The following is a 13,850-nucleotide window of genomic DNA, read 5'->3' as shown; positions in this document are numbered from 1 at the left end:
TAAATTTTCGAATATTAAAAACCTTTCTGTTAAATGATTTGTTAGCTAGGATCGCTAAGAAAGTTGGCAACAAATTTTATCTTAAAATTGATTTTTGAGCTCAAAATGATCCATTTTTGATCCAAAAATGAGCAAGACGGTTTTTAGGATCTTTACAAATCAGACTTTTAACAAAACGAATACTCTTTTTCCAGTTAAAAAATTCCTTTCGTGACAAATCAAGGCAAATTATGAATAAAAATGAAGATGTGAAAATTTTACTTGTTCCACATTTTTTGCCAAGTTTCGGCAAATTTATTCATCACATCACCATATGCTTTCATTTGATCCATTCCAGATTGACTAAATGATTTTTGCCAGTTGGTACCAAATTGTTTGAATGTCTCAATTCCTGCTTGGCTCATTGATTTCTGCCAGTTTTCAGTAAATTGACTCATGGTTTTATCACTAGATTCTTTGAGTGCTTTTGCCATGACATCATTATATTTGGACTGGACATCATTGGTTGCCTTTTGAAGTGTTTCAAATGCGTGCATCCATGTCTTGAGCGATTTATTATATTCAAGCCACATCTTGTCCCAATCTTTGGGAGCAGATTCTTTTGACATGATACCATATGGTCATATCACTTGATAAGATTATTGATGGCTATCATATGTAAAGTTAAAAAATACACGCCCAGATAGAAACACACCAATTATTCAAGACATCAGACAGTTTAGAAAATAGACTGACCGTTATTTTTTTTGAAGTTTTTGCTCTTTTTTGAAATCATACATTCCAATACCAATTCCAACAACAAATGCAATAATACCAGTTGCTACCATGCCCACTGCTAGGTGCACAATGTTACACTTCATCCCATATGACGTATTGCAGCTATTACCTAAGAACGGATCCTCACCTATTACAGCGTTGATTCTCACTGACCTACTTCCAGTATCAAGTATTTTGAGATCATATGCTCCACCCTGAGGACTTCTTTGTATAATATGATATAGAAAACCATCACTGCTGTCTTTCTCAAAAGTCATACCATTTGGGTCAATACCTTCTAGCTTGACAGAACCAGATGAGGGTATGACATGCACTATAATGACATTATGTTCTTGGAGATGTGATGACGCTATCGTAGAATTGACGAATTGATTTGGAAGAATTTCCTTGTCTGCAAATATACTAGATGTGGTTCCCATTACAGATTCCACGGATCGGTATGATGTATCGAAAAGATTGGCACCTATCACTACTACAATCAATCCAATTGCTGCAATTACAGGACCGCGTGCCAGGGATAGTTTTGCCAAGTGTTAAAAACTTTCAAAGCACCTTATAAGAAACTTGCAGTAAGAGTCGTACGCGTATATGGTGTAAAAATGATTCGTGTGTATCCTCTATCTCAATGTTTATGACGACCATTTACAGTACCAGATAACGTTTGAAGAAAATTATCATAGTTTCGATGATTGTAATATGTTTTCTCATAATGCCTCAAAATGCATTTTCAACATCATCTCCCATACAGCTTAACAAAAAAATATTCAGTTGGACTGACCGGGTATACATTACAATTTATGCACCGGATTTTAATTCAGATCCTAACATAATTGATGAGATAGGTGTTACTGCGGATGATAAGATAACTGTCTCTACAAGCGGTCACAGCATACCATATCGTTTGGTTGAAACAGGTCCAAACACGGGAATATTTAGTGGATATGTTACACTTACTGGTGATCCAGCATTGAAGGGATCAACAGGCGTAGACGGTCAGGGTACAAATCCTACTGGAATCCAATCAACGTGCAGCCCCACATGCGGTCCTACAAACGGGTTTCTCCCAAGCAGTAATAATGATGGAGTTACGGTCTCGTTTGAGTACAACCGTAATGAAGTTGTAACAGGATCTGGTACAATCAGTTGGAATCAAGGCAGCATACAATGGTTACAATCAAGTTATCCGGTAAATAGTCAGGCAATAGTACAGATAACAGATCCTGACATGAATCTCAACCCAGGTGCAATTGACAAATTTGATACAAGTGTTTGGTCAGACTCGGATTCAGGAGGCATCAATCTAACAATGACTGAAACAGGTCCAAACACGGGAATATTTCAGGGAACGGTGTATCTTACCACCGATTTGAGATCAGCAGGAAGTAGATTACATGTATCACCCGGCGATACCATAACTGCAGAATATACAGACAATACCCTTCCACTGCCATATTCACCATCGGACCAATTGCGTCTTACTGCAACAACAACTGCAGGTACGGTTCTTGCTCCACTTGAGCAAGCAGCTTTGAGCAATGCAAGAATTGTAGACTCGACTGGAAAAGTATTGAGCAAAGTCAATGTAAACCAACAGATACAAGTTGTGTCAGATGTTACAAATCAGCAAAAAAGAGATCAACCATTTGCGTATCTTGTACAAATACAAGACAATAATGGAATCACAGTTTCATTATCTTGGATAACAGGTTCAATGACTCCAGGACAGACTCTCAGTCTTGGCCAATCATGGCTACCAAGTACTGCCGGGACTTATACTGCTCAAATTTTTGTCTGGCAGAGCATATCAAGTCCAAATGCATTAGCTCCTTCACTGCCGCTACAAATTCGGGTAGAGTAGCATATCATGTGTTTACACATCAACAATTAAGATATTGTGAAAAATGTGATTAAATAATTCCCGAGCGTATGGACGTTCTACGTACCAACAAATTCAATCGTAGACTTTGTTCTAATTGTTGCAATTGTACTACTATCTTGAATTGTCACAAGTTTGAGCATTTAGCATATGCGTATGTCAAATAATGGTTTGAAAAGATCAGGGATCGGTTTCTTTGGCTCCATCATAGATGCAAGTGCAGTGCATGCAGTTGTGGATCACTTGGGTTTTCTGCAATATCCATATTTGGAACCATAGGAGGAACAGATACTGCGTTTCTTACAAATTATGAGATGCCGTTAAGACTGGTGTCAATTGCAGTCTTGGGTTATACTTATTATTCATCAATAAGGGACATCACATCCAAGTGTAAGATCATCAAGTAGATTCAACCTAGAAATAAAGGATAATCAGTAGACGTCAAGGGCTGGTACAAGTAAAGTTCCCATATTGCCCTTGTAGACCAGCTGCCCGTGCAATTCCTGCGCCAGAAGTATCATTTTGAATTATAAGATTGCAGGACGGACTGGAATGTTTATTTGCTTCAAACTTTTTCGCAAGAGCGAGTGCTGCAACAACAGACGAGTTTTCAGGATGAGCCTTGTCAAATAAAGTATGACCAACAATCTCAGGTACCGCTATTAACAATACAAGAATAATTGCAAATATGTTAATTGTTTTCTTGCGACTGAAATCCAAGACAGTGCAACTTGGTAGAAGATCATTATAATTGTCAGGGTCATTATCAATTGTAGCAACAATATTCAATGTACAATAATACATATGTGTAATTCCAATCTTTATCAGTCAGGATCACGTAATAGTATCATTGGGCAGAGCTGATACTACATCCAAAAACAATTCCGTGGAATCATTACATAAAAAAGCGCTCATGTTGCAAAAAGAAGGAAGTCAGGAAGAGGCAATTTCATACCTAGACAAGGCTTTAGAGTCATCTCCAAATAATGCCGAGTTATTATATGATAAAGCAATATCATTTCAAATGCTACTAAAATTTGATGACGCAATTGAGTGCTATGACAAGTCATTGAAGATAGATCCGAATAACTTTGGTGCATTCGTCAACAAAGGACTGTGTCTTTCAAATCCAAACATAAGCAAACATGAGGATGCACTGCGGTGTTTTGATCAGGCTTTAAGGTTGATGCCAGATGATCCCGGAGCTCTGTCATTGAAGGGATATTCGCTTGACAACATAGGCAGGTATAGGGAAGCAATAGATTGTTTTGACAAGATCCTTGAAACCAAACCAAGGGAAATAAACATAATAATAAACAAAGGCCTGTCTCTTTCCCACCTTGGCAAATATGATGAGGCTATTGCCTATTTTGATACAGTGCTAGATTATGAGCCAGATAATTTTTTTGCAACGCAATTAAGACAACAAGCTGAAAAGAGCATGAGACAAAATTTTTCCCAGTGAATCCCCATTTTATCAAAAGTTAGACATCAAATTTGTAGTAAATACCTCTAACCCCCAAGTCATTATCAAGAACAAGTGAACAATGGTTATATAGCAAAAAATTAGCACATGGGATATTGAATAAAAAAGACGCCCAAGGAATAGTAAAAGCAATACGAGCGATTAGCCAGTATGTTAGATTTGCAGGCGTAATAGATAGTAAGGGAAAGATCATGGTATATGAGAGAAGGCATGGGCATGAACCACTGCTTAACATAAAAAATACGACTGATCAGTTTTCACATCTTGCAATCAAGACCCGTATGGCATCACAGTTTAACAGACAGCTTGGCGACGTACAATTCATGTGGGAGGAAAGAGAAAAAGTACAAACCATCTCTTTTGCAGTAGGTAAGAATACCGTCTGGGTATCAATTGATAAAAAAGTAATTCGTTCCGAAGTGCTCAGAATAATAGATAATTGCCTACCCATAGTAAAACATTTTTCATAATAACCAATCTAGGAAAATCTTGAACAATAAATAACAGTACCATCAAGAAAAATCATGAATAAAACAATACCGATAATCACAGCAGCGATTGCGCTAACTCTATTTTCTACAAGTATAGCATATGCAACAAATCACAATGTTTCCATATTTGCGGATGCTCTCAGATTTGCAGATTCTAATACCTACAAAAATTCTAACTATGGTATTTCCATCCAGCCACCTCTCAACTGGGAAGCCCTGAATAACTTACCACCAAACATATCAAATCAATCAATAGTAACATTTTCAAACAATGATAAAACCCAGTTGGCCACATTTGGAATTTATCACAGGTACATAGCATCGAATGTAATAGATGCCATAAACAACCACACAGATAATGATATTCTTGCTACAATAGCCCAAGAGATGACACATAAAGATACAGATTCTAATACAATAGTATACAACGGAGTAGTGGACAGATTCACTGATGGAGTACGTGTTACAATTAGTTCTGCCACACACTATTCTTTAGACAATTCCACATCATTGAGTGAAAACATAATTTATTTTTTAGATAATGGAAATCAGTACACATTAGATCTAACAAGCAATCCAGACAACATTGACAAAAACTCACAGTTATTCGAAGATTCTGCAAGTACATTTTTGGCAAGTCAAACTAACCCTGTTCCAGAATTCCCCATAGCTCCTACAATACTTGTAATCGGAATGTTTTCAGTTATTTTCATTTTCAGAATAAAGTCATCATAAGAGCAATTGATCACTAACAGTCATGTACCTAGACAAGTATGGTACTAGAATACTCGTGAAATTGTCTTCCCAGCAGACTTCGGATAGGCAAACACGTGATAAAGGTCTAAAAATCCTGAGTGAACAGTTATTATGTAGCATTTATCAACAAAAATCATGTCAACTGAAGACAGACAAATGTTTCCTGCCACATGTGCAGACTGTAAAAAAGAAACACAGGTTCCCTTCAAACCAGCAGAAGGTAGACCAGTATATTGCAAAGAATGTTTACCAAAACATCGTCCAGCACGCAGATTTTAGGCTGAAAAACGCTTAAAAAAATTTTTTTGATCTAGTCCCATATTGTTAGATCAGAAAGGTTAAGTTGATTTTCAGAAAGAATTCAACCATGTCCCAGAAGCAATCAGCAGAAAATTTTGTAAAAGAACGATACATGGGCAGGATAAAAAATGATGGTGTCATACATCAAGAATACTTGTCAGCAGTAGTTGCGAGACTCAAGAGTCTTGGAATAACAAATGATGATGTATTATCAGCTGCTTGGCTCCACGATATAATCGACAATTGTAAGACAAGTTTTGATGAATTAGATAAGAGATTTGGTTCAAGAGTGGCAGTCCTAGTCTTATCAATATCAAAGGACCAAAGTCTTCCAAGATCAATGCAAGAGGAACAATATGTAAAACAACTAAAAGAATCGCCTCTTGAGGCAAAGATAATAAAATTATGCAGCATATCTGCAAATCTCAGAGATTTAAAAAATTCATCATTTTCAAAGACAAGAAAAACAAAGGAGATGAAAAAGAAACTATACTACCTAAACATAATTAAAACAGATCTAATCAAAAATAAGGCCCAGACTCCAGGTATTGTGAGACTAGTGGATGGGATTAATGACATAGTTACATCATATGGATTACGGCCCATTGTCTTTCAGTGACTGCAGCAATACAACTGGAAATCAACTCGATAAACTTTTTAGAGTTGAGTCAGGAAAAGAGATCTAATGGTACTAGGCGTATACATTAGAAAAGAGGTAGAGAGTGCCATCAAGAACTGGTGCCCCAATGTGACCCTATTGAAAAAAGGTGAATCTCGTTTACAGAAGATTTGGAAATTCAAAAGCGGCTCAGATTTCATATACGGTTATCTGGTTGGCCAGATGGAGGGATATATTGCAGGCCTCATAGTTGGAAGACATGGTAAGATACCAGATTCAGAAGAGAGTAAAGAGATTAGGAAGATGGTAGAGGAAAGGGCGGAAGAGATCAGACAAGTAATGACAGTACATGAAAAAAAAGATGAGACAAGTTGAAAAAAATGGTATCAGACTTTTATTGAACCCAATCGTCTTTCAAACATGGTATTAGAGAAAAAAGATAAAAAAATCCTTGATACAATGATAGAAGAAGAAATATCCAAGATTCCAGGGCTTGTTAAAAATATTCGTCTTCCGCAATTTCAAGGAGTCTTTCAGATAGCAAACGAATCAGAGTATGTTTACGGATATACACATGGTTCCATCATAGGTAAGTTTGAAACATATTATTTTGTTGTCCATTCGGGAAAAAAGCCAACGGGAACAGAAGTTGATGACATAGGAAAGACAATTTTTGCGAAATCAGGCGAAATAAGAGACGCCATTTCTAAAGCTAGATGACGTCACGGGCAAACATTTTGTGATTGTGGCACCCAGATTGGGATAGTGAACTTGAACAGAGAACCGTTTCGCAATCCAGATTCAGCCCATATTTTCCCCCCATGTGCTTCTACAATACCCTTACAAATTGCCAACCCAAGTCCTGAACCTCCGTACATTCGAGACGGTTTGGATACACCCCTGTAAAACTTGGCAAATATTTTTTCTAGATCTTCAGATTTTATTCCCTCACCATTATCTCTAACAGAAAACAACAAATTAGAAAATCCATCTTTTTCAACCACTATTGTGATTTTGCCATCAATTTTAGGAACAAAATCTATGGAGTTTTTTACCAAGTTTACGATGACCTGCTCAATTCTGTTTTTATCTGCATAAATTAGTCCATCCATTCCTACTATCTTTAGCTCAATAGATTTTCCTACTATCAAAGGTTGTAATAGATCCGCACATTCATTCATGAGACTTTGCACATTCAATTCCATTTTTGACAACTCTAGAGACTGTAATTCTAGTTTATACACATCTGAAATATCTTTAATCAATGACTCTAGTTTATCCACACACCGATGTATAGTTCCAATCATCCTCTCCTGTTTTTCATTTAGCGGGCCAGATACATGAGATTCTAACATTTCTACGCACATCTTTATTGGAGAAAGATGAGTCTTCATATCGTGATTTGCTACAGACATGTCTAAGGAACATATTTCAGGTACCCGCTCTTGTTTATTTGAGACTATGTTTGTAGTCAAGGGTTTGTTTTCCAATTCAGATAAAAAATAATGTAAAAATTATCATATAAGAAACAGTCAGGGCATTATGAACAAACAAGACATGAGTTATACCGACAATAGATGCCGTAAATTATAACATTAGATAAAAATTGAGAAAAATATAGGAATCAGATGTTTGTCTGAATTGCCTTTATTTTATTGAGAACCTTCTACTATTTCAGCAGAAGCAAATCTCTGGCCTACTTGGGTAATTTTTACCTTAGCATTCTGGCCAGCTTTGCCGTCTTTAACAAATATTACAAAGCCTTCTACTCTTGCAATACCGTCGCCTTTTCTACTGATTTCAGTAATGGAAACGTCGTATTCCTTTCCGGTTTCTACTGGTTTTGGACTGTTATCAAAACTTCTACCGCCACCGCCGCCGAATCTTCGACCGCCGCCGTATCCGCCACCTGATCGTCCACCGTATGAACCGCCTCTATCGTTGTAACTCATCGTCGCACCTCCTTCTAAACGTGGTTTAGATATCACTCAATAAAAATGCTCGAAATCTGCTTTTGATGTCAAAATTTTGACTCTTTTTCGATCATTGTGCCATTTCATTATACTTAATACCGATACCGAAAGCAAATAGCCATGGCAAAAGCCAAAGCAAAACCAAAAGCAAAATCAAAAGCAAAGAAGAAATAAAGCAAGTTGACCTGTAAAAAAGGTCTTATCCTTTTTCTAGACTTTTAATTTATTCCACATTTTACTTTTAACAGATAAACCAATTTTGAATTTTAAATAGGGAGACAATATCATTAGGTATAGTGTCTTCGTCACGCGATATTGCCAAAAAATCCATCATGTATCATAAGAGACTAAAAGGCACTATACTGCTAGGACAAAAATCACGCCGTCTTAGCATTAAGGAAATTCAGATGATATACACACCAGGTGTTGCAGCAGTATCAAAAGAAGTATTTGATCATCCAGAAAAAAAATTTGTTCTCACATCAAAAAGAAACAATGTAGCAATCGTGACGGATGGAACAAGAATTCTAGGTCTTGGAAACATAGGTCCTTATGCTGCAATGCCTGTAATGGAAGGAAAAGCTATGTTGTACAAACAATATGCAAGAATCACTGCATTTCCAATATGTTTGAGTACAACAGATAAAAAAAAGATAATTGAAACAATAATTGCAATAGAACCATCATTTGGTGCAATAAATTTGGAAGATATTGAATCGCCAAAGGTTCTTGATATTTCACAAGAATTACAAAAAAAAATACCAGTTCCTGTATTTCATGATGACAGACATGGTACATCTGTTGTAGCACTTGCAGCTCTTTTGAATGCACTCAAGCTTGTTAAAAAACAATTAGAGTCTGTCAAGATAATTGTAGCTGGAGCAGGCTCTGCCGGTGTAGGCATAACAGAGATACTCGTATTTGCAGGATGTAAAAATGTGATTGTGTCAGATTCAACAGGGGCAATATACAAAGGTAGAAGAAAAAACATGAACCAGTACAAAAACGAGATTGCTGCACATACCAATCCAAAAAGAGAGAAAGGATCTCTTGAAGATGTTATAAAAAATGCAGATGTCTTCATAGGAGTCTCAGGAATAAGTAATTTGATTACAAAGGATACAGTAAAAAAAATGAAAAAGGATGCAATAGTTTTTGCACTTACCAATCCAGAACCGGAAATTGATCCAGTTATTGCAAAAAAAGCAGGTGCGAGAATTGTTGCTACTGGTAGCTATCAATTTCACAACAGAGTAAACAATGCTCTAGTTTTTCCATACATCATGAGAGCAATCTTGGACCATGGCATATCCAAAATAGAGACAGAAATACTTTATGCCGTAGCCGTAGCAATTTCAAATACAATACCAAAAAAACAATTACGTTATGACAACATCATATCAAATGTAGGAGACCTAAGACTTCAACAAAACATATCCAGAGCATTAAAAAAGTTTTATAAAAAATAACACTAGTCAGTACTTGCTATCAGTATTTTTTATCACATACAACAATTCCCGCTTAGTTTTAACATCATAAAATCATGATTGTTACAAGTGCAAAAAAACTATCTCTTTATGAGATAGAATGTTTTGAAGGAATTCAAAAAACATTATTTTTACAAAAATTAATCAGATTTTAGAGCATCCATTACCTTTTGCATATCATTTATTGGAACAATCTTCACTGTACTCGTAGTTGAAATCCCTACTTGTATGCACATCTGCTCTATATCATGTGCATTTTCTGCATCCAAAATTATTATCCATTCATGCTCAAGAACAGACATGTAAAAACCCAATATTTTTTTTATATTGAACTTTTTTTGCGTTGCCTTCATTTTCCCTTGTATTCCCAGGAATATTTTTTTGCTATTTTTATTATTCATGGGGCATAAATCAGGACTGTGTATTGCAAAGACTCCAAACAACATAGAGATACCCTATTTCGATATTGCTAATAAATCTTAAGAGAACAAGTAGAACAATCAAACATACTTGCAATCAGACGGAACAAAAGAGACAAAAATCTAAAAAAAATTATTTAAATCAAACCATAGTCAAGCAGACAAATGGTAAATCACATCGTGATTCCATATAATAAATCAGAGTCTGTCTCCCATGCATTTGAATATGCTATAGATCTTGCTGAAAAATACAGTTCTAGTATTAGGTATCATAACATGTATTTCAACACAGGCTCCAACAGATCTATATTTTGGTGCGGCAGACATTTAGCTAGCAAGGCTGCTAAAAGAAGACGCTGAGAAATCAACTTGTCCTAGAATCCCAATTAAAAAAATTAAAGATGCTGTACAAAACCGAGATATTAAAAGTAAGATCAATACAGATTCATTGCTTTCATACGCAAAATCTCATAATGTTGATTTGATAATAATGAGTTCACGCGGGTTTGGAGGTTTTAAAAAATCGCTTCTTGAAAGGTCACAAGTGAAGTATCTCAACATTCCTACTGCCCGGTCCTAATTGTAAAATGACAAATGTATAAACAAGAAATTATTTAAAATCATTTTCCATATCTAGATGCAAAGGTGTTGGCAGTATCATCCAAGTCTCGTATAAATTGCTGACGTAAAAGACTGCCATAAACAACCAGATCTCGTGCCAACATATCTAATCGTGATTCTAGCTTGGGATTTATTTTACCGCCTGTAAAATCTTCGCTATCGCTTATAGATATCCCATATGGCATACTCCAGCCATAACATTGTCGTACCGCCGTTCTCATTTGATCCATTGCAGTCAGACCTTTTTCATGCGATGCGCAGATGTATCCAAAGGTTTTCCCTGCAAATTCTGCCCAAAAATAATCAAGAAAGTTCTTCATTGCTCCTGACATTGAACCATGATAGTCAGGGGTGGAAAGAATCAAGGCATCAGCCCATATTACATCACCTTTTGTTTTCTTTATTTCAGGACTTGACTGGCTTTCACCTGGATCATACAATGGTAACTTATTTTGCTTGAGGTCTAACAATCGCGTTTCTGCTCCATATTTTTTTGCAAGATCTAGTGTAACAGATAACCCAGTGGTACTGGAAGCATTAGCACGCAAACTAGATCCGATGCCTAGCACTCTAAGTGTCATACATACCCCTCATTTTTCTGAGATAAATAATCTTGTTTTAGACAGAGTCAGACAAGGTGTGACCAAGTTTTACAATTCCAAGTCAAATAATATGAGACATCTCCAAGCATCATTTGGAGGGCACTACATAATTTGAAATTTTACATAGAGTTCAATCCATGCAGAGAATGCAAAGACATCATCAGAGAAATAAATGAAAACATTCCCACAGATGAGAATTCTAAGAAATTTTTACGGCACATAACATACAATCACACAGAAGTAGTACAAGCAATAATAGAGGAGCTTCCAAAAAAAGCAGATAAAGAAAACTTTCCTTGGTATGGATAAAACACGTATGCTTTATGTTATACAAAATATTTTTCATAGCAACCTGGTAAATATGACACGTGTTTAGATTCCATACCACTCTGTTGCTATTTTTTGGACATCATCAAGGGATTTTTGAATACTACTAGACATGGTTTCGCCTACTGCATTCATACCCTCGTTTAAGATTCCCCTGACATCTGAGAACCCCATGAATTGGAATTCGATTTTGGCAAGAGACATGGCATGTTCCCAGTTTATCATTTGATTATTAGTATAAACTCCACCAGATGAGATAATTATCAGTGCTTTTTTGTTAGCCATCAAACCAAAATATTTTCCACTATCAGTATCCCATGTTTGGCCCTTTAACATAACGGAATCAAACCATGCTTTTACTGAGGCAGGCATTGAAAAATTATGCATTGGAAAAGCAATTACAACGACATCTGCAGATTGTACTTGGTGAGTCATCCGATCCATTTTTTCCAAAGATTTCTTTTGTTCTTGAGAAAGTTCTTCTTTTAGATAGTTCCTGTGAATGTATGCATCTATTCTTTCAGGATTGAACAAGTCTGGAATATCAATGCAGAGATCAAGAATCTCAATTTCCGAGTTTTTTATTTCATTTTTAAAAGCATCCAATAATTTTTTGCTACTAGATCTTTCTTCCCGTGGTGTATATTTTACAAGCAGCGTCTTCATGGTTTGTTGTAAAATAAAATCTGTATAATATAATCACTTCAAAAATATATTCACAGGTATGATGTATTTTGAGACTGATCAATACCACGTTCTATTGCAGAATAGATAGGGGTTTCTAATCTACTCAAAGTCTTTTTCTTGATGAATCCCACAGTCATTATATCAGCACGGAAGATCAAGCTAAGAAACCAGTCAAATCCAACTTTGATCTTCTTTTCACGTGTTGGCAAGTGGGTCCAATAAAATGATCTCCACAAGAGCCATGCAGTAAATCCATATATTTTTCTGCCATTTAGAAGTGCAACTCCAGTTCTCTTGCCTATTGTGGCCATCACCCCTTTGTTATGATACAGAAATGGCTTCATAGAATTCATTGTACCTGTAATCTCTGCAATCAAATTTTCTGAGACTAGTTTGGCTTGCCTTATAGCAATTTGTGCAGTGGTGGGATATACAATGTTAGTTTTACTATCAACCAGATTAGCACAGTCTCCTAACGCAAAAATGCTAGGATAGTCTTTTAATCTCATATACTGATCAACGACCAAGCGGCCAGATTGACCATGTTCGCACCTGAGTGTAGATATCAACGGATCTACCGTAACTCCCCCTGCCCAAATCAATGTAGCACATGGAATTATGGTATTGTCACTCAAAAGCACGTGATCTTCTCCAGCATCAACTGCTTTAGTATTTGTGATTACTTCGATCCCCGATTTTCTAACATGATCAAGTGCAAATTTACCGAGTTCTTCTCCAACCTCAGGCAAAATTCCTTCTCTTGCAGATACAATAATAGTACGAATTTTTGCAGAATCAATATTTTTGTAATAGTTTTTTGTTGCATCTTGTAAAAAATGATGTATTTCGGTAGCAATCTCAACACCTGCAAATCCCCCGCCAACTACAACAAATCTCAAAAGCTGTTCTTGAAGAATTTGATCTCTTTCTTGATCTGCACATTCCAGTACACTAATTATATGATTTCTAATTGCTATTGCGTCTTCTAGTGTTTTTATAGTAAATGCAAATTCTTCAATGTTAATGTTTCCAAAGAAATTATCTTTGCTACCAAGTGCAAGTACTAGATAGTCATATTCTAATACAGTTTCTTTTTGATCAAATATTCTAATTATGGAAACATGTTTGTTTTCTATGTCAATTGAGAGAATCTTTGCATGGCAAAAGTTTGCAGTTTTACAAAAAGAACGAATTGGTGTAGTTATATCGCTTGCATGAAGCATCCCAGATGAGACTTCTGGTAACATAGGTGTAAAAAGGAAAAAATTATCTTGACTTACCAAAGTAATTTCCACGTCATTTCTTTCGGATTGTTTTTGCATTTCGCGCAATACGTTGCTTCCAGCAAATCCTCCTCCCAGTATCAATATCTTGGTTTTTGCAGGATTGTTTGTGTTGAATTTTCGTATCATGTCATACTACTCCACAT

General features: G+C 36.1%; 20 protein-coding genes. 11 read left to right on the top strand and 9 right to left on the bottom strand.

Features of this window, described 5'->3' with window-relative positions:
• Positions 1-257: 257 nt before the first annotated feature.
• Positions 258-608: a hypothetical protein gene (locus BQ3481_RS01200; RefSeq protein ID WP_157926592.1), complete on the bottom strand. Its 351-nt coding sequence runs from the start codon at positions 606-608 to the stop codon at positions 258-260.
• Between the two features lie 129 nt (positions 609-737).
• The gene (locus tag BQ3481_RS01195; RefSeq protein ID WP_157926591.1) at positions 738-1,307 is read right to left on the bottom strand and encodes a hypothetical protein; all 570 of its coding nucleotides are present in this window, start codon (positions 1,305-1,307) and stop codon (positions 738-740) included.
• Between the two features lie 179 nt (positions 1,308-1,486).
• Between BQ3481_RS01195 and BQ3481_RS01190 the strand changes: the two genes are divergently transcribed.
• On the top strand, positions 1,487-2,635 hold the full coding sequence (locus BQ3481_RS01190) for a hypothetical protein (RefSeq protein ID WP_157926590.1): 1,149 nt from the start codon (positions 1,487-1,489) through the stop codon (positions 2,633-2,635).
• A gap of 459 nt (positions 2,636-3,094) precedes the next feature.
• On the opposite strand, the gene BQ3481_RS01185 is transcribed toward BQ3481_RS01190, so the two are convergent.
• Positions 3,095-3,457, bottom strand: a complete 363-nt coding sequence (locus BQ3481_RS01185) for a hypothetical protein (RefSeq protein ID WP_157926589.1) — start codon at positions 3,455-3,457, stop codon at positions 3,095-3,097.
• Between the two features lie 46 nt (positions 3,458-3,503).
• On the opposite strand from BQ3481_RS01185, the gene BQ3481_RS01180 reads away from it, so the two are divergent.
• From BQ3481_RS01180 to BQ3481_RS01150, 7 genes are all read left to right on the top strand, one after another.
• Positions 3,504-4,118, top strand: a complete 615-nt coding sequence (locus BQ3481_RS01180) for a tetratricopeptide repeat protein (protein WP_157926588.1) — start codon at positions 3,504-3,506, stop codon at positions 4,116-4,118.
• A 116-nt stretch (positions 4,119-4,234) separates the two neighbouring features.
• Entirely contained in the window at positions 4,235-4,609 is a 375-nt protein-coding gene (locus BQ3481_RS01175) for a hypothetical protein (protein WP_157926587.1), read from the top strand.
• 54 nt (positions 4,610-4,663) lie between these two features.
• Positions 4,664-5,365, top strand: coding sequence for a hypothetical protein (locus BQ3481_RS01170; RefSeq protein ID WP_157926586.1), 702 nt, complete (start codon positions 4,664-4,666; stop codon positions 5,363-5,365).
• A 156-nt stretch (positions 5,366-5,521) separates the two neighbouring features.
• A complete protein-coding gene (locus BQ3481_RS11815) occupies positions 5,522-5,665 on the top strand; it encodes a CxxC-x17-CxxC domain-containing protein (protein ID WP_101478192.1) in 144 nt (47 codons plus the stop codon).
• Positions 5,666-5,753: 88 nt separating this feature from the next.
• On the top strand, positions 5,754-6,305 hold the full coding sequence (locus BQ3481_RS01160; protein ID WP_157926585.1) for an HD domain-containing protein: 552 nt from the start codon (positions 5,754-5,756) through the stop codon (positions 6,303-6,305).
• A gap of 66 nt (positions 6,306-6,371) precedes the next feature.
• Positions 6,372-6,680: a hypothetical protein gene (locus BQ3481_RS01155; RefSeq protein WP_157926584.1), complete on the top strand. Its 309-nt coding sequence runs from the start codon at positions 6,372-6,374 to the stop codon at positions 6,678-6,680.
• A 45-nt stretch (positions 6,681-6,725) separates the two neighbouring features.
• Positions 6,726-7,025, top strand: coding sequence for a hypothetical protein (locus tag BQ3481_RS01150; RefSeq protein ID WP_157926583.1), 300 nt, complete (start codon positions 6,726-6,728; stop codon positions 7,023-7,025).
• A 2-nt stretch (positions 7,026-7,027) separates the two neighbouring features.
• Here BQ3481_RS01150 and BQ3481_RS01145 read toward each other — a convergent pair whose 3' ends face one another.
• Together BQ3481_RS01145 and BQ3481_RS11690 are read right to left on the bottom strand one after the other, a co-directional pair.
• Positions 7,028-7,780 carry a sensor histidine kinase gene (locus BQ3481_RS01145; protein ID WP_157926582.1) on the bottom strand — a complete coding sequence of 251 codons (753 nt, stop codon included), beginning with the start codon at positions 7,778-7,780 and terminating at the stop codon, positions 7,028-7,030.
• Between the two features lie 177 nt (positions 7,781-7,957).
• Positions 7,958-8,257, bottom strand: a complete 300-nt coding sequence (locus tag BQ3481_RS11690; RefSeq protein WP_157926581.1) for a TRAM domain-containing protein — start codon at positions 8,255-8,257, stop codon at positions 7,958-7,960.
• Positions 8,258-8,574: 317 nt separating this feature from the next.
• Here BQ3481_RS11690 and BQ3481_RS01135 point away from each other — a divergent pair, with 317 nt between their 5' ends.
• Complete coding sequence (locus tag BQ3481_RS01135; RefSeq protein ID WP_231911819.1) at positions 8,575-9,747, top strand: NAD(P)-dependent malic enzyme; 1,173 nt, start codon at positions 8,575-8,577, stop codon at positions 9,745-9,747.
• Positions 9,748-9,905: 158 nt separating this feature from the next.
• On the opposite strand, the gene BQ3481_RS01130 is transcribed toward BQ3481_RS01135, so the two are convergent.
• Positions 9,906-10,118: a hypothetical protein gene (locus BQ3481_RS01130; RefSeq protein WP_231911818.1), complete on the bottom strand. Its 213-nt coding sequence runs from the start codon at positions 10,116-10,118 to the stop codon at positions 9,906-9,908.
• Between the two features lie 231 nt (positions 10,119-10,349).
• Between BQ3481_RS01130 and BQ3481_RS01125 the strand changes: the two genes are divergently transcribed.
• Positions 10,350-10,544: a hypothetical protein gene (locus BQ3481_RS01125; RefSeq protein ID WP_157926579.1), complete on the top strand. Its 195-nt coding sequence runs from the start codon at positions 10,350-10,352 to the stop codon at positions 10,542-10,544.
• 260 nt (positions 10,545-10,804) lie between these two features.
• Here the strand turns inward: BQ3481_RS01125 and BQ3481_RS01120 are convergent, their stop codons facing one another.
• Entirely contained in the window at positions 10,805-11,386 is a 582-nt protein-coding gene (locus BQ3481_RS01120; RefSeq protein WP_157926578.1) for an NADPH-dependent FMN reductase, read from the bottom strand.
• 132 nt (positions 11,387-11,518) lie between these two features.
• Here BQ3481_RS01120 and BQ3481_RS01115 point away from each other — a divergent pair, with 132 nt between their 5' ends.
• Positions 11,519-11,716 carry a hypothetical protein gene (locus tag BQ3481_RS01115; RefSeq protein ID WP_157926577.1) on the top strand — a complete coding sequence of 66 codons (198 nt, stop codon included), beginning with the start codon at positions 11,519-11,521 and terminating at the stop codon, positions 11,714-11,716.
• A 63-nt stretch (positions 11,717-11,779) separates the two neighbouring features.
• Here the strand turns inward: BQ3481_RS01115 and BQ3481_RS01110 are convergent, their stop codons facing one another.
• Together BQ3481_RS01110 and BQ3481_RS01105 are read right to left on the bottom strand one after the other, a co-directional pair.
• Complete coding sequence (locus BQ3481_RS01110) at positions 11,780-12,400, bottom strand: FMN-dependent NADH-azoreductase (protein WP_157926576.1); 621 nt, start codon at positions 12,398-12,400, stop codon at positions 11,780-11,782.
• Between the two features lie 50 nt (positions 12,401-12,450).
• Complete coding sequence (locus BQ3481_RS01105; RefSeq protein WP_157926575.1) at positions 12,451-13,833, bottom strand: NAD(P)/FAD-dependent oxidoreductase; 1,383 nt, start codon at positions 13,831-13,833, stop codon at positions 12,451-12,453.
• Positions 13,834-13,850 lie beyond the last annotated feature (17 nt).

Origin of the sequence: Candidatus Nitrosotalea okcheonensis, assembly GCF_900177045.1 — an archaeon.
Classification (GTDB): Archaea; Thermoproteota; Nitrososphaeria; order Nitrososphaerales; family Nitrosopumilaceae; genus Nitrosotalea; species Nitrosotalea okcheonensis.
Note: the sequence above shows the minus strand (reverse complement) of the source record. Positions and strands in the feature narration are given on the sequence as shown.